This is a genomic window from Vibrio sp. IB15, assembly GCF_016406055.1.
Classification (GTDB): domain Bacteria; phylum Pseudomonadota; class Gammaproteobacteria; order Enterobacterales; family Vibrionaceae; genus Vibrio; species Vibrio chagasii.
Window position 1 is genome coordinate 26008 of the sequence record NZ_JAEFCE010000039.1, and the last position, 23719, is coordinate 49726.

17 protein-coding genes and 4 pseudogenes are annotated in these 23719 nt (G+C 43.9%); 8 read left to right on the forward strand and 13 right to left on the reverse strand.

Features of this window, described 5'->3' with window-relative positions:
- Positions 1–27: 27 nt before the first annotated feature.
- The 4 genes from JC606_RS14860 to JC606_RS14875 all read right to left on the reverse strand — a co-directional run bounded on the left by JC606_RS14860 (position 28) and on the right by JC606_RS14875 (position 4047).
- The gene (locus JC606_RS14860; protein WP_198778875.1) at positions 28–570 is read right to left on the reverse strand and encodes an Lcl C-terminal domain-containing protein; all 543 of its coding nucleotides are present in this window, start codon (positions 568–570) and stop codon (positions 28–30) included.
- Positions 570–2210 (reverse strand): DUF1566 domain-containing protein, encoded by a 1641-nt coding sequence (locus tag JC606_RS14865; RefSeq protein WP_198778876.1) that lies wholly within the window; start codon positions 2208–2210, stop codon positions 570–572. Before JC606_RS14865 ends, JC606_RS14860 begins: the two co-directional genes overlap by 1 nt.
- Positions 2211–2391: 181 nt before the next feature.
- Positions 2392–2904 carry a glycine cleavage system protein R gene (locus JC606_RS14870; protein WP_061032798.1) on the reverse strand — a complete coding sequence of 171 codons (513 nt, stop codon included), beginning with the start codon at positions 2902–2904 and terminating at the stop codon, positions 2392–2394.
- 234 nt (positions 2905–3138) lie between these two features.
- Positions 3139–4047: a DUF3943 domain-containing protein gene (locus JC606_RS14875; RefSeq protein ID WP_137407466.1), complete on the reverse strand. Its 909-nt coding sequence runs from the start codon at positions 4045–4047 to the stop codon at positions 3139–3141.
- A gap of 210 nt (positions 4048–4257) precedes the next feature.
- On the opposite strand from JC606_RS14875, the gene JC606_RS14880 reads away from it, so the two are divergent.
- Positions 4258–5496 (forward strand): CinA family nicotinamide mononucleotide deamidase-related protein, encoded by a 1239-nt coding sequence (locus JC606_RS14880; protein WP_102426152.1) that lies wholly within the window; start codon positions 4258–4260, stop codon positions 5494–5496.
- A 131-nt stretch (positions 5497–5627) separates the two neighbouring features.
- Here the strand turns inward: JC606_RS14880 and JC606_RS14885 are convergent, their stop codons facing one another.
- The 3 genes and pseudogenes from JC606_RS14885 to JC606_RS14895 form a co-directional block, all read right to left on the reverse strand.
- A complete protein-coding gene (locus tag JC606_RS14885) occupies positions 5628–6473 on the reverse strand; it encodes a dimethyl sulfoxide reductase anchor subunit family protein (protein WP_198778877.1) in 846 nt (281 codons plus the stop codon).
- 1 nt (position 6474) lies between these two features.
- A pseudogene (locus JC606_RS14890) lies at positions 6475–7094 on the reverse strand (DMSO/selenate family reductase complex B subunit).
- 11 nt (positions 7095–7105) lie between these two features.
- A pseudogene (locus tag JC606_RS14895) lies at positions 7106–9516 on the reverse strand (DmsA/YnfE/YnfF family dimethyl sulfoxide reductase).
- A gap of 199 nt (positions 9517–9715) precedes the next feature.
- Here JC606_RS14895 and JC606_RS14900 point away from each other — a divergent pair.
- Positions 9716–10282 (forward strand): TorD/DmsD family molecular chaperone, encoded by a 567-nt coding sequence (locus tag JC606_RS14900; RefSeq protein ID WP_137407468.1) that lies wholly within the window; start codon positions 9716–9718, stop codon positions 10280–10282.
- A complete protein-coding gene (gene napF / locus JC606_RS14905; RefSeq protein ID WP_137407469.1) occupies positions 10282–10797 on the forward strand; it encodes a ferredoxin-type protein NapF in 516 nt (171 codons plus the stop codon). Before JC606_RS14900 ends, napF begins: the two co-directional genes overlap by 1 nt.
- 155 nt (positions 10798–10952) lie before the next feature.
- Here the strand turns inward: napF and yfaE are convergent, their stop codons facing one another.
- The 4 genes from yfaE to ubiG all read right to left on the reverse strand — a co-directional run bounded on the left by yfaE (position 10953) and on the right by ubiG (position 16002).
- Positions 10953–11231, reverse strand: coding sequence for a class I ribonucleotide reductase maintenance protein YfaE (yfaE, locus tag JC606_RS14910; protein ID WP_008222053.1), 279 nt, complete (start codon positions 11229–11231; stop codon positions 10953–10955).
- Entirely contained in the window at positions 11231–12364 is a 1134-nt protein-coding gene (gene nrdB / locus JC606_RS14915) for a class Ia ribonucleoside-diphosphate reductase subunit beta (RefSeq protein WP_102398203.1), read from the reverse strand. The genes yfaE and nrdB overlap by 1 nt, the downstream gene beginning before the upstream one ends.
- A 102-nt stretch (positions 12365–12466) precedes the next feature.
- Positions 12467–14749: a class 1a ribonucleoside-diphosphate reductase subunit alpha gene (gene nrdA / locus JC606_RS14920; protein ID WP_198778878.1), complete on the reverse strand. Its 2283-nt coding sequence runs from the start codon at positions 14747–14749 to the stop codon at positions 12467–12469.
- Positions 14750–15258: 509 nt separating this feature from the next.
- A complete protein-coding gene (gene ubiG / locus JC606_RS14925) occupies positions 15259–16002 on the reverse strand; it encodes a bifunctional 2-polyprenyl-6-hydroxyphenol methylase/3-demethylubiquinol 3-O-methyltransferase UbiG (protein ID WP_171731632.1) in 744 nt (247 codons plus the stop codon).
- A 258-nt stretch (positions 16003–16260) separates the two neighbouring features.
- Between ubiG and gyrA the strand changes: the two genes are divergently transcribed.
- Positions 16261–18903, forward strand: a complete 2643-nt coding sequence (gene gyrA / locus JC606_RS14930; RefSeq protein ID WP_137407470.1) for a DNA topoisomerase (ATP-hydrolyzing) subunit A — start codon at positions 16261–16263, stop codon at positions 18901–18903.
- Between the two features lie 169 nt (positions 18904–19072).
- Positions 19073–19702, forward strand: a complete 630-nt coding sequence (locus JC606_RS14935; protein ID WP_198778879.1) for a tetratricopeptide repeat protein — start codon at positions 19073–19075, stop codon at positions 19700–19702.
- 25 nt (positions 19703–19727) lie between these two features.
- Here JC606_RS14935 and JC606_RS14940 read toward each other — a convergent pair.
- Positions 19728–20072, reverse strand: a pseudogene (locus tag JC606_RS14940) (rhodanese-like domain-containing protein).
- A 125-nt stretch (positions 20073–20197) separates the two neighbouring features.
- A pseudogene (nrfA, locus tag JC606_RS14945) lies at positions 20198–21628 on the reverse strand (ammonia-forming nitrite reductase cytochrome c552 subunit).
- Between the two features lie 482 nt (positions 21629–22110).
- Between nrfA and nrfB the strand changes: the two are divergent.
- The 3 genes from nrfB to nrfD form a co-directional block, all read left to right on the forward strand.
- A complete protein-coding gene (nrfB, locus tag JC606_RS14950) occupies positions 22111–22695 on the forward strand; it encodes a cytochrome c nitrite reductase pentaheme subunit (RefSeq protein ID WP_198778880.1) in 585 nt (194 codons plus the stop codon).
- A 3-nt stretch (positions 22696–22698) separates the two neighbouring features.
- Complete coding sequence (nrfC, locus tag JC606_RS14955; protein WP_198778881.1) at positions 22699–23385, forward strand: cytochrome c nitrite reductase Fe-S protein; 687 nt, start codon at positions 22699–22701, stop codon at positions 23383–23385.
- 2 nt (positions 23386–23387) lie between these two features.
- Positions 23388–23719 (forward strand): NrfD/PsrC family molybdoenzyme membrane anchor subunit (gene nrfD / locus JC606_RS14960; RefSeq protein WP_198778882.1); only part of this gene is annotated, 332 nt, incomplete at its 3' end.

The window sequence follows — 23719 nt, forward strand, 5'->3', positions numbered from 1 at the left end:
TCTTTTTGATTACTTGTACCGTAGAAGCTAGTTAAATGTTTTCACTAATCGAACAAGAGGGTGTGGAATATCATCTGGGTCGGTAATGACTTCTAAAGCTTCTTCAAAATCAATAATTAAACCATCATAATTGCTGTTTATTTTATGAGCGTCGGGTGTGTTAGTCCAATATGGTTCATTGGTTGTGGTTGGGAAGTACGTCAGGTTGACTGCTGGTCTAGTACAGCTATAGTCAACGATTGAACTTAACTCTTTGATGTTAGGTAACCGAAAACCAGCCTGGCCGGCAATAGTGGTCAAATCTGCATCTTTGGTTGCGATGAGCGCATCCTGCCAATTCTGATATTTAATCGCTGTACCATCACATGTGTCATTGGATTGATTATAGATTTCACCTAGGTTGCATTTTGACCAAAGTAAATTAGTCGTTACGTCGAGTAATGTGCCATCTTTACGATCAATAAATTGCCCGTCTTGGTGAGAGGGTGTTTGAGTTTGTACGCAGGTTTGTGCGATGGTATTTGCACTTAACAAAGAGGCAGTTACACCTAAGATTAGTTTTAGTCTCATTATTCAATACCCCCACTTACCGCCACAATACCTGTCGAACCTGCAATGTTTTTATTACATAGCTCAAGTTCACCATTTTGAGAGTCGATACATCTAGCACTACCATCTTGCTTAACAGAGCTAGAATGTGTGAAGAGTCGCTCTCCTAGATTAGGAAAGAAATCAATGGCGCCAGCAGGGACGCTGCCGACATTGAAGTTAATAAATGAGCGGGCTTCAACAGGAGACGGTAATCGCCAATCTGTAATACCGCAAATTGAGCGACTGTTTAGGCTATCAATATAGCTAGCTGTATTACAGTAGTTGCTCCCTGAACCATCATTAATGTAAGCACATTGAGAAGATATCGGGCCGGCACTATACAAGAGATCATTGGGTGCTCCGGCATAGCCACCATTTGTTGTATTGTCAGAGTCGTACCAAGTATATGTGTATGATGCGCTTCTCCATGAGCTTGACTGGCTATCCCACGGGTAAGGGTTGGCGTCAGGGTCGTCTTTGTGGTTCTTGACCCAGGTGTCTACCTCTGATTGACTGGGCAGTGCTATCGGAGCTTGTTTCGCTTCAATATATAATCCGGTATGTTCGTCTCTAACGCAGCGCCAATCATTAGCGCTAGGTGTTAGACGGTTTCCGTGAGCATCTAACTTGGTGTAGCGGAAGCCATACTCTCCATCCGAATGTTCGTCTCCATTTGTTATATCTAAACCAAAATCTGCATCTTGATTTGGATGTGATACTGGAGGAGTGACGCTGTCGTAGTCTGTTCCATCAAAATAAGTGACATACCCAGTATCATTAAAACTTTTCTGCCCCGGAATATAGAACGCGAGAGTGTTTTTACTCGAATCGATAGTCGCGTTACCAACGGAAGCTATCGTGTAGATTACCGATTCGCCACCTTCATCGAAGCTATCATCACGAGCAGAAAAAGTGATATTTGTTGATAGGGTTTCTGCTGGCAATTTAAGAGTTAACTCTGATATATCAACAGTAAAGTCCTCAGGCGCGGCAATACCAGTTTGAGTTAAGGTAAGTGTTACATCTTGAGATGTGTAATGACTCAAAACAGCTTGTTGAATAATGCTGTCACCTTCTACAACGGTACTTAAGTCGTTACTAAAACTAACTGTTGGTTGAGTATCGCTATCATCAATGGTTACTACAGTTCGTTCGTTTGAAAGAGTGTAATTTGTACCGTTATCAGCGCTAATTGAGTAATGAAGTGTTTTACTGCCCTCATACAGATTATTGTGTATAAGGTTTAGTGGTAGAGCTGCGCTGGTTGCACCTGCCGCAATTTTGACGTTTTGACTTGATATAGCATCGTAGTTTTTGAAGGTGCCATTAGAGTGAGTTGTCACATCACTAGTTAAGATAGTTAAGGTGAGTTCTTGAGCTAATGCTTCGGAAAGAGAAACGGTAATGGATTCTGTTTTCGACCCTGATTGTGGTTCAGAAAATGAGACACTACTTGGGATGCTAAGCGTAATAGGAGAAGATGACGTACTTGAAGTTGTTCCCGTAGTCGTTGTTCCACTATCGTTATTTTCATGACCACTTTTGCAACCGCTAAACAGTGTCGTAAGAAGGATTGCTGAGATGACATTGAGCTGCCAACTCGACCTTTTTCTTTCCATGTGTGAACCTAAGTGACTAAATTATAAAAGATAATCTATGGTAACAAAAATATGAGAACAATGCTTGGTTTCATATGTCTTGCTTATGTATTTTTTAGATTTTATACGTTTTTTTGTAAGCTATGTAAGGAGGGAGGAAGTATCCTCCCAACGATAGGGTATCGTTAGGAGGTTAGTTCAACTAGCTCTCGACCATCACTCGAGTATCTTCACTGAGAGTTTCTAGTTCATTGATAACATCATCGATTTGAACTTCGATTGGTAGCTTAACCGCGATTTTAGAAGTGAATAGGCTTGAACTGACACCGCCACCACCGGCAATAAATACGCGCTGGCAATCCATGTCGAGAATATTGATACCTTGTCTATCGAGTACATGTGTCACTTCATTGACGATACCGGCGCGATCGTTAGAATCGAGTCTCAGATGGTGAATGGTATCTTGAACATTATGTGCATGGTCTGAATCAACGAACTGGACAATCAGGTCCGGGTTAGCGCTGAATGCCTCTTTAACAATCGATTCATTGATGGCTGGAAGTTGAACCTTAAGTACGCCTGCAACTTGGTCTTCAATAAAGTTCACTTTACTGATGAGCCATTTGCCGTCGTTCTCATGAGTCACCGCAGCGAGTTGTTTAATGGTCGCAGGCGACGCTTTTCCGATAAAGTTTACGATAAATGTACTGTTCATATCAGCCCCCAAAGTTTCAATTAATCATTGCTAATTAAATGTTTGATATTAAGCGATAAAGTTCGTTAATTTCAGTGTAGAAGTTTATATCGAACAATGTTTGACCTGTGTCAATTTTTGAAACTAAGCTGTGATGCAAAAAAAGAGAATGAAGAGTAGGGCACAAAAAAAGCGGCTAGAGAGCCGCATTTTAGAAAAGTTTTGGTTATTACCGAAAGTAATCAGGTCGCTGTATTAGAAGGTTACTTTAAAGTTCATACCAACAAACTGAGAATCGTATGGCGCGCCAGCATCGTAAGCGAATTTCGCGGCATCTTGGTTATCCCACCAAGGGTTAGTATTCAGGTTAACTTCTGCGTCACCACCCCAAGCATCACTTACCCAATAGTGGATATGACCGACAGGGTTTAGGAAAAACAGAGACACATCACCCATGGTTTGAGAACCCATCACTTCACCGCCTGAAGCAATGATGTCTTGCTCGGTTTCTAGCATTATTTCACCCACAACCGCACCGAAGAAAGGTGTGATGAAAAGGTCTTGCCATGAAGGTACTTCAGCAAATGCTTCTACGCCGTATTCCCAGAAGAAGGTCGACATCGTCCAAGAGTACATAAACGATTCAAACTCGTTGTAACCCGCGTGACGTGCTGCTGTGTAGTAAACACCACCAAAATACGGGTGCATCACATAGTTTAGGAAGTGTTCGTCACGGTCCCACACAGGGCCTTCAGAAACGTTATCTTTCCACTTTTGACCTAACTTACTTAAGTCGCGTTGGTCGTCGTCCCATTTAGTGATACTTTCTGGTAAGAAGGTCATTAAACCAACGGTTGCAACACTTAAGCCAAGAATCGTGTAAGTTTGACCCATTAGGTAATCCCAATTTTTCTCTTCGCTAACCAAAAGGTGCTTTGGTTGTTGGATTGAGAAATCGTACTCTTCGCTTGATTCGCTCAGTGCGTAATTGGTACTAGGCTTGTAGGTGTACAAGCTATCATTAACACAGTAATCTTGAGCACATTCATCCGAATAAGAAAGGTTGATTGGCTGGTCGAAGTCGTATTGGCTTGCAACCGAGTTAACTGACATTAGCATTGTAAATGCAGCAGTAACCTTTGCTAGTAACGGTGATTTGGCCACAAGGGTCTCCATGAGAAAGTTTAGAATTGATCAGGGTCACAATTATCCATTAAATGCCTGATTTAGGGAACTAATAATTTATCGCTTTTCCTAAGAAAACCTTAGATTTAACATTGTTAATATTTGTTAAAAAGCCAAATAGCTCAAACTCAAACATAGACCAGTTTGTAGATAATGCAGCGTCTTTTTATGACTACAAGGGATAGAAACATGACGAAAATCGCAATGTTAAGTACAGGTGAAGAAGTTCTTCACGGAGACATTGTAGACACGAACGCGGCTTGGATGTCTGCTGAGTTTTATCAGCACGGTTTTGCTTTGGCTAAACGCTCCACAGTCGGTGATCAAATGAATGCCTTGGTTGAAGAGTTGCTGATGCTAAGCTTTAACTATGATGTGGTTATCGTTAATGGTGGCTTAGGCCCGACAACCGATGATATGAGTGCTGCGGCAGCTGCGACTGCGTCAGAACAGAAATTAGTCATGTTCCCTGAGTGGCTAGCGCGTATGGAAGAGATGTTTTCTGGACGTGGCATGCCGATGCCAGACAGCAACCTAAAACAAGCCTTATTGCCAGCAAGTTCAGAAATCGTCGATAACCCTGTTGGAACAGCATGTGGCTTCAAACTTAAGATTAACGATGCGACTTTCTATTTCACTCCGGGCGTACCGAGTGAGTTCAAGCGCATGGTGAGCTTTGAAATTATCCCTGATCTTGCTCGCACTTATCCTCAAGTAGTCGCTTCTGAATGCAGCAGGTTATTTACCTTTGGTTTGTCTGAATCCGGCATTTCTGATGTGTTAGACCAACTGAAACTGCCGGAAGGTTATGAGCTGGGTTACCGCTCTTATCTGCCGTTCATTGAAGTGAAACTGTTTGGGCCTAAGTCGGATTTAGAAACTCGCGTTAAGCTACTGCAAATGGTGTACAAACTGCTAGAGAGCAATGTTGTCAGTGTTGATGAGCCGATGATCGACCATATCGGTCATATTATGGCGGAAAGAAAGAAGACCTTGTCGGTATCAGAAGTATCAACCAAAGGTGCGCTTTCGGCTTGGCTACAATCGAATGAACAAGTTGAAGATTGCTTCGGTCACTCTTGGGTGATGGCGGAGCCAAAAGAGAGTGAGCTTGAAAAGAACGACCCACTAGCAGCAACGTTTGCTCTGGCTGGCGCTACAAGAGAAAAGTGCGGCACCGAGTTAGCCCTAGTCACGGGCAAGTTAGAGGGCAATACCTTTAGTGTTGCATTATCGAGCGAAGCGGGTGAGTGGGGGCAAGTGCTGGAGTTTTATCGTCAATACAAGCGCGAAGATGCACGTACTATCATCAAAACGGTCGCTGCAGACATGCTAAGAAGGCATCTAGACAATAAACCTATGTTTGGTGACTACTCTTCAGTAAAACGTGTGAAGGATATGTTTATCCCTTCAGCGATCATCAAATAAGACGCTCTTGTCGTAAACCAAGATCTCTTAAATCAAGATTAGACAGAACCAATAAAAAGGCCCAACATCTAAATAGGTGTTGGGCCTTGAGTTTATCTAGCCTTCTAGATAACCAAATAAGGAGCCTGTGATTACAAACCGCTTGTCATATGTAGGCTGTAGAACAAGCCACGGCCGATTAGTTCTGACGCTAGGAATAGTACTAATGTTAGGCCTAGATTGACTGGGTTCACTTTTGCTTTATTAAGCATAGGTAGAATCCAAATCAGTAAGCTTGCCATTAGCAATGCAACTTGAAGGATCACATAGCTGCCTAAACCATCAACCAACTCTGAAGCTTTTGCTACTGAAGTTTGGATGTCACCGATTAGATTCAGTTTACCGACTGTCACAAGCAAACTGATCGCAACGGCAATCACAGCCAGCATGGTGATGTTACGGTCAACTGTAAAGCGACTGTCGTTAACAAATACAATCACGAACTGAGACAGCAGCAAGCCACCTACAACCATAGTCATGACGAAGCTCAGTGGTGTGTAGATGTTGTCCCATGTTGGTACTGTGTTGATTATGTATACGTTGATCATCGCGTACATGAAGATGACACCCAGCACCATAGCGCCAACCATCAGTGCTTTCTGGATAGCAAGGCCACCTTTCTTGACCACTGACAGTAGCCATTGCAGGCCACCGACAGCGAAGAATGCCGCACCGAAGAACACTTCGTTAGACAACCAAGCTGAGCCTAGTTGGTTAAAGGCATTAAACGCGCGCAGTGGAGAGCCTAGGTGCGTTGTCGAGAACATAAAACCAAGACCCATTAATGCCCACAGAATGAACATTGGAACCTTGTAGCTGTTCAGTTTCTCTTCGTCATGACCAAGTGCCAGTGCACGGGCACCAATAAGCAGGTAACCACCGACAGCGGTTTGAGCTAGCACCGTGAAGAAGATCAAAGACCACTCATGAAAAATCATCTTACACCTCCTTAGGGTTTGCTAGGTGACCACTGGTATCGCCAGTCGGCTTCGCGTTTTTGTTTAGCTTAATCACGATGTTCGGTAGCGTTTCTGTTGAAGATGGCAGTGGCGCCACATCTGCACCAGAGCCGTATTTCTCGCGAAGTGTATTGATTTCGCCAAACTCCAATGCACGAAGTGGGCAAGACTCAACACAGATTGGCTGTTTGCCTTCAGAAACACGTTGGTAACAACCATCGCATTTGGTCATGTGGCCTTTTTTAGCGTTGTATTGTGGTGCGCCGTAAGGGCACGCATTGCTACAGTGCTGACAACCGATACACACACTTTCATCAACCACAACCAAGCCGTCTTCATCACGTTTGTGCATTGCGCCCGAAGGACACACTTTCACACATGCAGGGTTAGTACAGTGGTTACAAGCGATAGAGAGGTAGTAAGAAAAAACATCTTTCTGAACCCAGGTATCGCCATCTTGAGTGAAGCCACCACCTGCGTATTCGTACACGCGACGGTAGTTCGTTTTGATGTCTAGATCGTTATAATCTTTACAAGCAAGCTGACAGGTTTACAACCCGTGCATTTACTTGAATCAATGTAAAAGCCGTATTGTTTCATTCCAACCTACCTTATGCTTTCTTAAGCGCTTTGATTTGAACTAGGTTTGTATGCTGAGGGTTACCCTTAGCAAGTGGGCTCGGGCGCTGAGTGGTCAGCACGTTGATAGAGCCTGCATGGTCGATCTTCTGACCATCGGGTGCGTACCATGCACCTTCACCTAGCGCGACAACTCGAGGAAGAATCCTTGGTGTCACTTTCGCTGGAATATGAACTTCACCACGGTCGTTAAAAATGCTGACCATGTCGCCGTTTTCAATACCGCGCTCTTTTGCATCGATTGGGTTGATCCACAACTCTTGTGGTGCCGCAGCTTTGATCTCTGCAACGTTGCCGTAAGTGGAGTGGGTACGAGCCTTGTAGTGGAAGCCCGTTAGTTGTAGCGGGTACTTCTCTACTAGTGGATCGTTATGGCCTTCGAAAGAGTCCGCGTAAATTGGAAGTGGGTGAATCACTTCGTCTTCTTTTAGCTTCCAAGTCTTCGCAATCTCTGCCAGTTGCTCTGAGTAGATCTCGATCTTGCCACTTGGTGTGGTTAGTGGGTTCGCTTCAGGATCTTTACGGAAATCTTCGTAAGCGATGTAGTTGTGGTCATAGCTACGCTTGTAGATACCCAGTTCTTTCATCTCTTCGAAGGTTGGCAGTGTAGGGTCGTTTTTACGAGTTTCTGCGTAAAGGTGCTCAATCCACTGCTCTTGAGTACGACCTTCAGTGAACTCTTTTTCAACGCCCATGCGTTTAGCAAGCTCAGTACACATCTCGTAGATAGATTTTGCTTCGAACTGAGGTTCAATCGCTTTCTGTGCGTAGATGAAGTAAGGCATGTTCGATGCTTTGCCATCCATACACCAGTCGTCTTGCTCTGATGTGGTTAAGTCAGGCAGGATGATGTCAGCGTACTTCGCTGAAGAGGTCATGTGGTTATCAATGACAACAATCATTTCACAGGCATCTTCGTCTTGAAGAATCGCGTGTGTCTTGTTGATGTCTGAGTGTTGGTTGATGATGCAGTTACCCGCATAGTTCCAGATCATCTTGATTGGGTTTTTCAGGCGCTCTGCACCACGAACACCGTCAGTGATGTCGGTCATCTCGTGGTGACGGTGAATCGCGTCTGTCCACATGAACATTGAAATGGAGGTTTCAATTGGGTTTGGTACGGTAGGGAAGCGCACAAACGGAATGTTGATGTCACTTTCACGAGCACCCGTAGAACCGCCAGATACACCCACAGAGCCTGTCAGTAGTGACAGCATAGCGATTGCGCGACAAGCTAACTCACCGTTCGCAGTGCGTTGTAGGCCCCAACCTTGGTGGATAGCACACGGTTTCGCTGTACCCATCTCACGAGCAAGTTTAACGATGGTATCGACAGGGATACCCGTGATTTTAGAAGCCCATTCAGGTGTTTTTTCTACGCCATCTTCACCTAAACCTAGGATGTAAGATTTGTAGTCGCTGTTTTTAGGAGCTGAAGCAGGGAGAGTCTTCTCATCGTAACCGACACAGTATTTGGCTAGGAACGCTTGGTCGACTAGGTCTTCAGTGATCATCACGTGTGCAAGACCCGCTACCAATGCAGCATCGGTAGATGGGCGAATTGGGATCCACTGATCTTCACGGCCACCGGCAGTATCGGTGTAACGTGGATCGATGATAATCGTTCTAGCGTTTGATTTGTTTTTGCTTTCTACGTAGTGGTGGATCAGACCGCCGCCAGACATAGGAGTCTCAGCAGGGTTGTTACCAAATTGGATGTTAAGCTTAGTGTTCTCTAAGTCAGAGAAAGAGTTGTTGTTTGCCCAACCACCGTAGGTGTAGCTCAAGCCTTTCGCGATTTGCGCGGTTGAGTAGTCGCCGTAATGGTTTAGGTAACCGCCACTTAGGTTCATAAGGCGAGCAATCAGCGTTTGTGCTGGTGGCCAAGACTTAGTGACCGTACCACCAAGTGTACCTGTACCGTAGTTTAGATAGATGGTGTCGTTACCATAATCTTTAATAAGGCGTTGCATGGTGCCAGCGACTTCATCAAAAGCCTCTTCCCAACTGATGCGCTTAAACTTACCTTCACCACGTTTACCCACACGTTTCATTGGATACTTAAGGCGATCTGGGTTGTAAACACGGCGACGCATAGAGCGACCACGCAGGCATGCACGCACTTGGTGATGACCGTATTCGTCAGTACCCGTGTTGTCTGTTTCTACGTATTTGATTTCACCGTTTTGTACATGCATACGTAGCGGGCAGCGTGAGCCACAGTTTACTGTACATGCACTCCATACGATTTTCTCATCCACATTTTCAGCAACTGCAGCAGCTACTGGTTTGGATTTGAAAGGCAAAGCGATACCGCAGAAGAAGCTTTCATGAAGCCTCTTCGAGTAAGATTCATTACCCCAGATTCTTTCTTATTCGTCATTCTAAGATGCCTATTGTTATTGATGGGTAGCACTTTATAGGTAGTTTTACTTTTGTCTTTTAATATTTAAATGTTGATTGATGAGCGTCAAATAAGTGTGAAATTTAAAGTTTATGAATTGAATGTATAAATTAGATCAAAGAATGAAATGGTTTGATTTATATAATCAGTTTTAAAACCTATTACGATGTAAATAATAATGATTATCGATACGAACAAATTACTTGGCTCAATATTCTATCAAGCAAAAAGTAAAGAGCAGTTAATAGAGATTGTTCAAGCTCTCGTTGAGAACCAAGTATTATCAGAAGATTGTTTATTAGCCGTTCAAAATGAACAGGAGGATGACTTAACAGCCGAGTTTAGCCGCCTGTTTGAAGGGGTTGGAGAGATGCCAGCACCACCATGGGGCTCGGTTTACCTCGATAAAGACCGTGTTGTGTTTGGCGAGTCAACGGTCGCGTATCGACAGTTTTTAGAATTAAATCAAATTGAATTAGATACTGGTTTAAGAGAGCCCGAAGATCAGTTTGGTCTAATGTTATTCGCTCACGCCTATTTGTTAGAAAATAATAATATAAATTCAGCTCGTGAATTACTTGAGTCTCATTTATTAACTTGGTCTTTTGTATATTTAGAAACTCTAAATAAAAAGTCAGAACTATCCTTTTATAAGAAGTTATCAGTTAGTGTAATTGATTGGCTTAATTACCTAACATCTGAATATAAATTAAGCGTTGCTACTAAAAAGTTATATATTGATTAATGTCTGAGCAAGTAAATTCAAATAGGCGTGGTTTTTTAACTCGGTTGTCTAAACCTGTTCAAGCCGCAGCCAGTTATGAAGAGAAATCAAAGCGTTTACATGCTAGGCCACCGCGAGCCGTTGATGAAGTGCTGTTTGAGCGTCTGTGTGATGGCTGTGGCTTGTGTGAGCAAGCGTGCCCAAACAGTGTTATTGAGATACAAGAGGGCAGCGCGCTGCTCAATTTGGATTACAACAGCTGCTCTATGTGCAACAAGTGCAGTGAAGTGTGTCCGACTGGTGCGCTTCACCCAACGGTCACGCCTTACATTGATTTAAAACCTAACTTTGCTGATAGCTGCAATAACTATATGCAAATGGACTGTCATGCCTGCCAATCTGCGTGTTCAGCGGGCGCAATACAGATTGAGGCCGGGGAGTTACCTACGGTTGCTCAAGATAAGTGCAATGGCTGTGGAGAGTGTCGAAGCGCTTGTTACATCGGTTCGGTGACATTGAACCTGACTCAACAGTAAACATCTGGTTTGATGCTTGAGAACTAAAGACTCGAATAGAAAAAGGGTCCGCATTCCAAGAGGAAGCGGACCCTTTCTAATCTGTATTGCTTTGAAGTCTCTAATCTTCGCTTAACTCATTCTCTTCGGAACATAGCGTACTTAAGCCGATTGGATTAAGCACGCTTTTGCTTGTTTCGATGAATCACGTTACTCAGCGATAGATCGGATTTCGCTTTGCAGATACAAGGCAAAATCTCGTTGCCTTGCGTGTAAGCCATAGCAAAACCAACGTACTCAACCTCACCAGAATCCAACGTACAGCGGCATGCGCCACAGTGACCATCTCGGCAGTTGTATTCTGGTTCTAACCCAGCTTGTTCCATTGTTTCCAATAGCGTATTTGAAGGGTTAGATTCAATTGAAGTTAGCTTGTTGATTTTGATTGTTGGCATTACAGCTCAAATCCTTCAAAGTCGTCAGCTTTCACTTCGTTGTCGATCTGACCAACTAGGTAAGAACTGATTTCTGCTTCTTGCGGAGCAACTTGTACGTTATCAGAAGACAACCAAGCGTTGATCCATGGAATTGGGTTTGATGTTGCTTCTGGGTAAGCGGTACCTAGACCAACGGCCTGCATACGGATGTTGGTGATGTACTCAACGTATTGGCAAAGAATGTCTTTGTTCAGGCCAATCATAGAGCCGTCTTTGAATAGGTATTCTGCCCACTCTTTCTCTTGCTCAGCTGCTTGCTTGAATAGGTCGAAACACTCTTGCTTGCATTCTTCAGCAATTTGCATGAATGCGAAGTCGTCTTGACCGTTACGTAGCAAGTTGATCATGTGCTGAGTACCGGTCAGGTGAAGCGCTTCATCACGAGCGATTAGCTTGATGATTTTTGCGTTACCTTCCATTAGCTCACGCTCAGCGAATGCAAATGAACATGCGAAACTCACGTAGAAACGGATTGCTTCTAGTGCGTTTACCGACATTAGACATAGGTAAAGTTTCTTCTTCAGGTCGTGAAGAGAAATCTTAACGTCTTCGCCGTTGATGTTGTGGTTGCCTTCGCCGTAACGATGGTAATCAGCGGTTAGCTTAATTAGGTCGTCGTAGTAGAACGCGATGTCTTTAGCACGCTTTAGGATCTCTTCGTTTTCAACGATGTCGTCAAATACTAGACCTGGATCGTTCACTATGTTACGAATAATGTGCGTGTAAGAACGAGAGTGAATCGTTTCAGAGAAAGACCAAGTCTCAATCCAAGTTTCAACTTCTGGTAGTGATACTAGCGGAAGTAGGGCAACGTTCGGGCTACGGCCTTGGATAGAATCCAGCAGTGTTTGGTACTTCAGGTTAGAGATGAAGATGTGCTTTTCATGCTCAGGAAGCTTGTTGTAGTCGATACGGTCGCTAGACACGTCTACTTCTTCTGGACGCCAGAAGAAAGAAAGTTGCTTCTCGATAAGCTTTTCGAAGATTTCGAATTTTTGTTGGTCGTAACGTGCAACGTTAACCGACTGACCTAGGAACATTGGTTCTTTTAGCTGGTCATTTTTTTTCTGAGAAAAAGTACTGTAAGCCATAAATGCCTCAAATCCTTTAAAGACTCGTTATAAAACGAACCCTGTTAATGCTTTAAACCCAGAGAAGATAACTTCTCTGGGGTCTTAATGTTTTACTGCGGTTTAGATCTTACAACCGCCGCCTTCACAATCTTCTTCCGGCACTGTTACTGCGTCACCTTGGTCGTCTTTTGCACCATCACGAGTGTTATGGTAGTAAAGAGTCTTAACACCAAACTTGTATGCAGTTAGTAGGTCTTGAAGCAGCTTCTTCATTGGTACTTTACCGCTGTCGTAAACACTTGGATCATAGTTAGTGTTTGCAGAGATAGCTTGGTCAACGAATTTTTGCATGATACCCACTAGGTGTAGGTAACCGTCGTTAGAACCAATGTTCCAAAGTAGCTCGTAGTTCTCTTTAAGATTTAGGAAATCTGGAACCACTTGCTTCAGGATGCCGTCTTTCGATGCTTTCACTGATACGTAACCACGTGGTGGCTCGATACCGTTAGTCGCGTTCGAGATTTGAGACGAAGTCTCAGAAGGCATAAGCGCAGTTAGCGTAGAGTTACGCAGACCGTGCTCCATGATCTCTTCACGTAGCGCATCCCAATCGTAGTGCAGAGGCTCATCACATACTAAGTCGATATCTTTCTTGTAAGTATCGATTGGCAGTAGGCCTTTCGCGTAGTTAGTCTCGTGGAAAGATGGGCAACGACCTTGCTCTTTCGCTAGTTCAACAGACGCTTTTAGTAGGTGGTATTGAATCGCTTCAAAAGTACGGTGAGTCAGGCCATTTGCGCTGCCGTCAGAGTACTTCACACCATTCTTCGCTAGGTAGTATGCGTAGTTGATAACACCTACACCTAGAGTACGACGGTTCATTGTCGACTTGTATGCTGCTGGAAGCGGGTAGTCTTGGTAATCAAGAAGTGCGTCTAGAGCACGAACAACCAGTTCAGAAAGCTCTGATAGGTCATCCAGTTCGTTGATTGCGCCAAGGTTAAATGCTGAAAGCGTACATAGTGCAATTTCGCCTTCGTCATCTTCTACGTTAGAAAGCGGCTTAGTTGGCAGCGCAATTTCTAGACATAGGTTCGATTGACGAACAGGTGCAACTTCAGAGTCAAACGGGCTGTGTGTATTACAGTGGTCAACGTTCTGAATGTAGATACGACCAGTAGAAGCACGCTCTTGCATTAGTAGAGAGAATAGCTCTACTGCTTTTACTGTTTCACGCTTGATTGACGGATCGTTTTCGTACTTAACGTACAGCTCTTCAAAGCGCTCTTGATTTTCGAAGAACGCGTCGTATAGGCCTGGTACGTCAGAAGGTGAGAACAAGCTGATGTTGCCACCTTGAACTAGGCGGGAGTACATAAGCTTGTTCAGTTGTACGCCGTAATCCATGTGACGAACACGGTTCTCTTCAACACCACGGTTGTTCTTCAGTACTAGTAGAGACTGAACTTCACCGTGCCATAGTGGGTAGAATACCGTTGCCGCACCACCACGAACACCACCTTGAGAACAACATTTTACTGCTGTTTGGAAGTATTTGTAGAAAGGGATACAGCCAGTGTGGAACGCTTCACCATTACGGATTTCAGAGCCAAGCGCACGGATACGACCTGCGTTGATACCAATACCAGCACGTTGAGATACGTAACGAACAATTGAGCTTGCTGTTGCGTTGATAGAATCAAGGCTGTCACCACACTCGATCAGTACACAAGAACTGAATTGACGAGTAGGAGTACGTACACCAGACATGATCGGTGTAGGTAGAGAAATCTTAAACGTAGACGATGCGTCGTAGAAACGTTTGATGTAGTCAAGACGAGTCGATTTCGGGTATTTAGCGAATAGACATGCAGCAACTAGAATGTAAAGGAACTGAGCACTCTCGTAGATTTCTTTCGTTACACGGTTTTGTACGAAGTATTTACCTTCAAGCTGTTTAACCGCTGCGTAAGAAAAATCTAAGTCACGCTTATGGTCGATGTACGAGTCAAGTTCGTCGAACTCAGCCTTCGTGTAGTCTTCCATTAGGTGGCTATCGTATTTACCCATATCAACCAGTTTTGCAACGTGGTCGTAAAGTGCAGGTGGCTCGTATTCGCCGTACGCTTTCTTACGTAGGTGGAATACTGACAGACGTGCTGCAAGATATTGGTAATCTGGAGTCTCTTCAGAGATTAGATCCGCTGCTGACTTGATGATTGTCTCATGGATATCAGTAGTGGTAATGCCATCGTAAAACTGAATGTGAGCTTTCAATTCTACTTGTGATACTGAAACATTGTGCAAGCCTTCCGCTGCCCATGTAATCACGCGATGGATTTTTTCTAAATCGATCGTTTCTTTGCGCCCGTTACGCTTAGTAACAGTAAGTTGTTGGTTCATTCTGCTTAATTTCCCTAACAAAACTGAACAAGGCCGTGTTTTTGTCTATTTCTGTGTAATTTTTGTAAATTACGTTTCGGCTTTGTGATCTTGGTCTACCCATATATTGTAGTTCAAACACAACATATAGGGGTCATTTGTTTGTTGGGTTACAAGATAGTGCTACAACTGACATTTTTCAAGGTAAAGAAATGGGGTTGCTTGTGGATAAGTGGTGGATTGAAAAAAAACTGTAAGTGACCACTAACTGATGAGGTTAGATGTCACTTGATTGTATAAAACTCGCCTTTTAAGGATGCTTTATTTTTGCACGCTGATAAAAAAAAATACCTTGATCTTTGGGCAAAATGAGCGATGGATTTTCGGCGATTAAATTTAAATCGAGGTGGTTAAAATGGAAGCTGGCGCACGAAATTTAGACTGAAAAAAGTCGCAAACTTATGTTAATTGCAACTCTTTTCATTAGTCTTTTTTTATAAAAGATTTTACGGTTGGATTTTTGATATTGGTTAGGCGAAATTTTGCGTATGAACTATGTAGTTAACATCTACATTTTGCCCTAAACGGTAACTGTCTGTTAACGGATTATAGTGCAGTCCAGTGATGCCTAATTCTTGAAGTGGGGTGTTATCGATCATCTTGATTAGCTCAGCTGGGCGAATGAACTTGTCATGCTCATGTGTGCCTTCAGGAACAATTCTAAGCAGTTTTTCTGCGCCAACAATCGCGAACAGGTAAGATTTGAAATTACGGTTCAACGTAGAGAAGAACACATGTCCGCCTGGTTTCACCAATTTTGAACACGCGGTAATCACGGATTGTGGGTCTGGTACATGCTCGAGCATTTCCATACAAGTCACCACATCATAAGTTTGCGGGTTTTGCTCTGCATGGTCTTCAATCGTGCTTTGGATGTAATCTAGCTTGGTACCGGTTTCTAGTGCATGAAGACGTGCCACTTCGAGTGGCTCTTTGCCCATATCTAAGCCAGTGACTACTGCACCTTCAACAGCCATGCTCTCCGCTAAAATACCGCCGCCGCAGCCAACATCGAGGACTTTCTTACCAAACAAGCCTTCGGTTTTTTCTAGCACGTAATTTAGGCGAAGTGGGTTGATTTGGTGTAGAGGCTTAAACTCGCCTTCGAGATCCCACCAGCGCGACGCCATGTCTTCGAATTTCTTAATTTCTGCTGGGTCTACGTTCTGTGATTTAGTCATAATCGGCATTTCCAAGTTAAATAATGCATCCATGAAATTGCAGGCATTATAACTTGCCTTTTCGTGCTGACCAGAAGATCTACAATTTTGCGAATTTATTGGATGTAAAGTGACCATGTTTCAGCGAGATATGATGCTGAGGTGCAATTTCTCATCAATTGATTGGCTACAAGGGTCACAAGATGGTAAAAGGATAGGGAAAGTGATGCCTCCGTAGGTAAATTTGTGTTATATTTTTCGGTCTTATACGTATTCAAATATACGATCTGACTATAGAGGGAAAATGGCTCTATGAGCGATCTAGCGAAAGAGATCACGCCCGTAAATATTGAAGATGAGCTTAGAGGTTCATACCTAGACTATGCGATGTCCGTCATCGTTGGTCGTGCCCTTCCAGATGTGCGTGATGGCCTAAAACCAGTACACCGCCGCGTTTTGTTCGCGATGAATGTACTAGGTAATGATTGGAACAAACCATATAAAAAGTCTGCTCGTGTAGTAGGTGATGTAATCGGTAAATACCACCCGCATGGTGATAGTGCTGTATACGACACAATTGTTCGTATGGCTCAACCGTTCTCACTGCGTTACATGCTAGTTGATGGCCAAGGTAACTTTGGTTCTATCGATGGCGACTCCGCGGCTGCAATGCGTTATACCGAAGTTCGTATGGCGAAAATTGCTCACGAGCTTTTGGCTGACCTTGATAAGGAAACTGTGGATTACGTACCGAACTACGATGGTACTGAACAAATCCCAGCAGTTCTTCCGACAAAAATTCCTAACCTATTGGTGAACGGTGCTTCTGGTATCGCAGTAGGTATGGCTACCAACATCCCACCTCATAACTTAGGTGAAGTTGTTGATGGCTGTTTAGCACTTATCAATAATGAAGAGATCACTATTGATGAGCTAATGGACTACATTCCTGGTCCTGACTTCCCGACAGCAGCACTTATCAGTGGTCGTAAAGGCATCGTAGATGCATACAAGACTGGCCGCGGTAAGGTTTACATGCGTTCAAAAGCGGATATCGAAGCTGACAAGAATGGTAAAGAAACCATTATCGTTACTGAGATCCCTTACCAAGTAAACAAAGCTCGTTTGATCGAGAAAATTGCTGAACTGGTTAAAGATAAGAAAGTAGAAGGCATCAGTGCTTTACGTGACGAATCTGATAAAGATGGTATGCGTATTGTTATTGAATGTAAGCGTGACGCTGTGGGTGAAGTTGTTCTGAACAACCTATACGCACAAACTCAGCTGCAAACGACTTTCGGTATCAACATGGTTGCTCTAAACAATGGCCAACCACAGTTGTTTAACCTAAAAGACATGCTTAAGTGCTTCGTTGACCACCGTCGTGAAGTGGTGACACGTCGTACTATCTTCGAACTGAAGAAAGCGCGCGACCGTGCACACATTCTTGAAGCTCTGTCTCTAGCATTGGCTAACATTGACGAAATCATTGAACTTATCCGTAACGCTCCAACACCAGCTGACGCAAAAGCTGGCTTAGTTGCTCGTGGCTGGGATCTTGGTAACGTTGCTTCAATGCTTGAGCGTGCAGGTACTGACGCAGCTCGTCCTGATTGGTTGGAAGACCAATACGGCATCCGCGATGGTCAATACTTCCTAACGGAAACACAAGCACAAGCAATTCTAGAACTTCGTCTTCACCGCCTAACTGGCCTTGAGCACGAGAAGATTCTAGACGAGTACAAAGCACTTCTAGAAGAAATCGCTGAGCTAATGCACATTCTTGCAAGCACTGAGCGTTTGATGGAAGTTATCCGTGAAGAACTTGAAGCGGTACGTGAAATCTATGGCGACGAGCGTCGTACAGAAATCACAGCGGCAGTTCATGACATCGACATGGAAGAGCTGATTGCTCAAGAAGACGTTGTAGTAACGCTTTCTAACGCAGGTTACGTTAAGTACCAAATCCTAAGCGACTACGAAGCTCAGCGTCGTGGTGGTAAAGGTAAGAGTGCAACTAAGATGAAAGATGAGGATTACATTGAGCGTCTGCTTGTTGCTAATACTCACGATAACATCCTATGTTTCTCTACTCGTGGTAAGACATACCGCCTGAAAGTTTACCAACTGCCATTAGCAAGTCGTACTGCTCGTGGTAAGCCTATCGTTAACATTCTTCCTCTAGAAGAAGGTGAGCGTATCACGGCTATCCTGCCTGTTTCTGAGTTCTCTAACGAGAAATTCATCTTCATGGCAACGGGTGACGGTACTGTTAAGAAGACATCACTGGATCAGTTCGCAAACGTACGTGCTAACGGCCTAATTGCAGTTAACCTACGTGACGATGATTCACTGATTGGCGTTGACATTACTAACGGTGATAGCGACATCATGCTGTTCTCTAAATCGGGCAAAGTTGTTCGCTTTAACGAGGACAAAGTACGTGCAATGGGCCGTACTGCCTCTGGTGTTCGTGGTATGAAGCTTCCAGAAGACGATCAAGTAGTATCGTTGATTGTTCCTTCTAACGAAGGCGATATCCTAACTGTGACTCAAAACGGTTACGGTAAGCGTACTGAACTAGCTGAATACCCAACGAAAGGCCGTGCAACGCAAGGTGTGGTTTCTATCAAAGTCTCTGAACGTAATGGCCCAGTTGTTGGCGCTGTTCAAGTTGAAGAAGGCGACGAAATGATGATGATCACCGACGCAGGTACGCTAGTACGTACTCGCGTTGCGGAAGTGAGCCAAGTTGGTCGTAACACTCAAGGTGTAACACTGATTCGTACTTCTGACGACGAGAACGTTGTAGGTCTACAACGTATCGACGAAGTAGAAGAAGCTGAGGTTGTTGAAGGCGAAGCTGAAGTAGCAAACGCTGAAGCAGCAGTCGTTTCTGAATCAAGTGAAGAGCGAGCATCAGACGCTTCTGATAGCGAGCAAGACACTGAGTAATCTTTCACTTCTATAAATAGAAGTTGAGACAAAAAGCCGAGCCATTGTGCTCGGTTTTTTATTACCTAGAATTTGGCTGTGACTTATTTAAACGCCAATAGCTAAACCTCGATCAATATTGTTTTAGTGAGAAAAAGGTACAGTAAAGCGTCAATGAAAGGAGAGTAGAATGGATATCTGGTTACTGATTGCTTTGCTGCTAATGAGCCTATTTCTAGTGGCAATCGTGATCGCATCAAACAGAAAAACCAGTCATCTTAAAGGCAATCTCCTTATTTCATGTGTGGCGATATTAGCCAGCATTCTGGTTTGGTCTCAGATGAAACAAGAAGCCCCTCAACTTACTTCAAGTGACGACAGCAGCTATACAGCAACAGATTTCCAAAATGAACTTCAGCAGAGCCTGGAGCAAGACCCTAATCAATCAGACCTTTGGTTTAAGCTTGGTGGTGTTTATATGCAGAAAGGGGAGTTTGATGCTGCATTTATCTGTTACGACTATGCGATTCGTTTAGACCCACAGGCGCCTTCAGGGCTTTATGCAGCTAAAGCGAGCGCCTTGTATTACCTAAGTTCACAGGCGATGAGTGATGATGTGAAAGTGCTCTTAAATCAATCCATGGAACTTGATCCCAACGATCGTACGGCATTGATGTTGATAGCGACCGATCACTTCATCAGTATGCGCTACCAACAAGCGATCGATGCTTGGACTCAAATTCTCGATTCTAACCAGAAAGGCATTGATCGTGTCTCTATCATCCATTCGATCAACCAAGCTAAGCAAATGATCCGTTAAACGGGCACTATCTTTAATTTCTAGATTATTTGCTTTCTTGCATCTCAATTAAGCCGCCAGCGTTGTGGATCTGTGTAAACCCTTGAGCTTTCAAATATTGGTAAGCTTGTCCTGAGCGGTTACCACTGCGGCAATACAAAACGATAGGTTGAGCTTTGTCTCTGCTAGCAAAGTGCGTAGCGACTTCAGAAAGAGGGTAGTTAAGCGCATTGTCCAGATGACCTTACTTGAACTCTCCTGGTGTCCTGACATCAACCACAAGCGCACCTTCCTCAATCATTTCCCACCCTGTTTCTGCTCGTTCTGAGGCGTGAAGTCCTGAACTTATTAATGCGATGCATAATGCCGAAAGCGAAAGTAAGTGCTTCATTCTTTGTTCCTTGAATTAGCTAAAAGGTAATGTGAAATTGGGACGGTTGAGTGCGCCCAAATCTAAAAAACCAGCCACACCTTTACAGTGTGACTGGTTTTCTCTTTTTGGTCTATTTGAAGGAACTAGTATTCGTAGTTAGCTTCACGCTTTTCAGCTTGCTCTTCCCACTTAGGAACCACCGTGTCTAAGAAGTGTTGCTTCTCAGCATTCATCTTATCCATGTCCATTCCTAGCGCTTTCTGAGCGGCTTCTTTGGTTGAGATATCTGGAATCTCGATTGGATCGGTAATGCCTTTCTTCGCAAGTAGACGAACAATCTTAGTTCGCGCGTCTGCTGCGCGGTCAACCGCCGTTCCAAGAACCTCTAGGGCTACTTCAGGTGCGTGCATGTGAACACCATGAGATGCGATAGCGCAGTCCCAACGCCATTGCGCATGACGAATATCTTGTAAGATAGGTGCCATCTCTTGTTCTGTTGCGCCTGCTTCCCATGCTGCGCCTGCTTCAAAGTGAGCGGCTACGATTTGTTTCTCAGCGGTCAGCTTCATGTTTAGCACTTGAGCTTTGCGGCTTGAAACGATGTTACGCATGGTCTCTTTAGATTGAGTATGGCAGTTCGCACAGGTGTCTTCGAAGCGGTCAAACGGGTTACCTACTTTATGGTCGGTGTAAACGGTACCGTCTTCTTTCGTCACTTTAGGCATGTGGCAGTCAACACAAGCAACGTTGTTCTTACCGTGAATACCTTCACGCCAAGTTTCGTAACCAGGGTGCTGAGCCTTTAGCATTGGTGCTTTAGAGACTTTATGTGTCCAATCTTTAAAACTAATCTCATCGTAGTACTCTTCCATCTGTTCAACACGCGTCCCTTTATCTCAAGGGAATTTCACACCTTTTGTTGGACCTGTGAAGTAGTATTCCACGTGACACTGAGCACACACAGAGGCTTGCTGATCAAAGCGACCTTGTTCTTCGAAGTTCTTCCCAATCGCATCGAACGCACGTTCAACATAAGGACGAGTGATCTTTAGTGCAGGTTCGCCATTTTTAAAGCCTTCACTTTGAGTATCGTGACAGTCGGCACAACCAATTGGATTGACTATCTCGCTGCCAAGGCGAGCCCATTTACCTTCAAAGTAGCCGTCTTCATCACGCTCTTCAATAACGCGTGCTACGTCTGGGCTTTTACAGCTCCAACACGCCATTGGCATTGGGCCTGAGTTTTCGTCGGTTGGTCCACCAGTACGCAGGGTTTGTCTTACATCATCAACTGCATAAAAGTGGCCGCGGGCTTTGTTGTAGTCTTTCGCGAAACCGTAGCCCGCCCATAGAATAACCATGTTTGGATCTTCTTTTAGTGCGTCTTCAATGGCTTCGCTCTCTGACGTTTGTCTCCATGAATGGTATTGATCTGGGTGGTTTTGCTCGAACTGGTCGTTACGAGGATCACCAATTTCTTTTTGTTCAGACGCAGCAAAGCTGGTCACGCTTACTAGTGATGCGCTAACCATTAATAATGCTGTGACGGAATTACGTATCCAATGCTTTTTCACAGTGATATCTCCAATATACTGATTTTTATACCAAGCGTTGTGAGTTTGCTATTCAAATTAAGAACTGGAGAATTGCTGTTTATATTAATTCATAAATAAACACATTTTGTTACGTGTCGGATGTTTGCTTGTTTTAGATCAATTAATGACAGTGACTTCAATCACGTTGAAGTTTATATAACCCTAAAGGGATATGTGACCATCAAGTTAGACGGGTCTTATTGAGAATTATTATCATATATAACAAAGAATCACCCGACATGCCTTTACTATAAATAGGGTTATTGTGTTCACATATTACCCTTTGTATATTTCGCTTTACCTAATTAGGGGTATATTCTAAATATAGAAAGCGTTGTGGCTTATCCAAAATAAGAATTGACATCATTTAAGCGGTAATAATATCGTTTAAGGGTACTTTTGTTTAACCGGAATATTATTTAGTTGAGAGTTAAATAATGCCGGTATAAGGAAAGGATAAAATGGGCAATATTAAATTGGCCATAGTCATAATGCTTAAATCCCTTCTAGCATTCTGCCTCTATGGTTATTCCATTCATGCTGTTGCAGAGCCTGCTGTTACGCCAGTAGGAGAGTCAACAAGACATGATGTCGAATTAATACGTGACAAAGATTACAAGTGTGTCCAATGCCATAAAGATTCTAAAGAAACGGTATTTGGTTCACATGGTGAGAGTGCGCACGCTTTGCTTGGCCGTGAAGTGAATTGCACAGATTGTCATAGTTCTATTGGCCCCGATCACCGTGATGGTGCACCTGAGGTGGTGAAGTATCGCGCGGCTCAATCACAACCCGGAACCGAAAAGGTTTTCCTCGATCCTAGCTTAATCTTAGATGCCAACAGCCAATGTATAGATTGTCATAAGCCTGATGATCTGCGCGAAGCCAGTTGGACTCATGACGTACACGCACAAAACTTAACGTGTTCAAACTGTCACGATGTGCATGCGAGTGAAGCGAAGGTGCTTGGCTTAGATAAAAAGCAAACCATCAAGCTGTGTGTGGATTGCCATTCAGACTTCAACCAGAAGAAAGAAGGGGAGTAATCTATGAGCTGCTCAAGAAGAAACTTTTTAGCTGGCGCGGGTTCCGTTATTTTCACAACTGGTGTTGCAGGTACTGCAGCGGTTACAAGCCGCAAAACGCTAGCTAATGTTCAGGAAGATGGCACCAAGCGTTACGGAATGGTTCATGACGAAACCGCTTGTATTGGCTGTACTGCTTGTACTGAGGCGTGTCGTGAAGTAAACAAAGTGCCTGAAGGCGTATCGCGCTTAGAAATCATAAAGAGCGAACCTCAAGGTGAATATCCAAATGTTGATTACCGTTTCACTCGTAACTCTTGTCAACATTGTGATAATGCACCTTGTGTAATGGTTTGCCCAACAGGCGCCGCCTATAAAGATGAGAAGACAGGAATTGTTGATGTACATAAAGAGAAGTGTGTCGGCTGTGGTTATTGCCTGCTAGCTTGTCCATATCAAGTGCGCTTCTTCCATCCTGAGAATAAGTCGGCCGACAAATGTAATTTCTGCCGCGATACCAATCTTGCACAAGGTAAATTACCTGCTTGTGTTGAATCTTGCCCTACCAATGCGCTGATATTTGGCGACTTAAATGACCCTAAGAGCGAGATAAACCAGGTACTTAAATCTGAAGTGGTTTACAGAGATAAGGCTTATCTAGGTACTCAGCCAAAACTCTATAAAGTGCCACACCAAAAAGGGGAGATTTGATTATGAGTGCATGGGATACAGCGTTTCAATCAGGTACCGTGGTTTGGGACTGGATCATTGCTATCTATCTGTTTTTGGCGGGTATGTCAGCGGGTGCAGTGATGATCTCGATCTATCTCAAGAGAAAGGTGATTGATGGGGATCCAGCGAATAATGGTGTATTAAAGGCAACGGCTTTTCTAGCACCATTCGGGATCATCTCAGGTTTATTGATCTTGGTTTTCCACCTGACGAAACCACTATCATTTTGGAAGATCATGATCTTTTATAATCCGACGTGGCGTTGTTGCCTAAATCCATTGAACCTTTTCCAAGTCCTGCGATCTGATCCTTT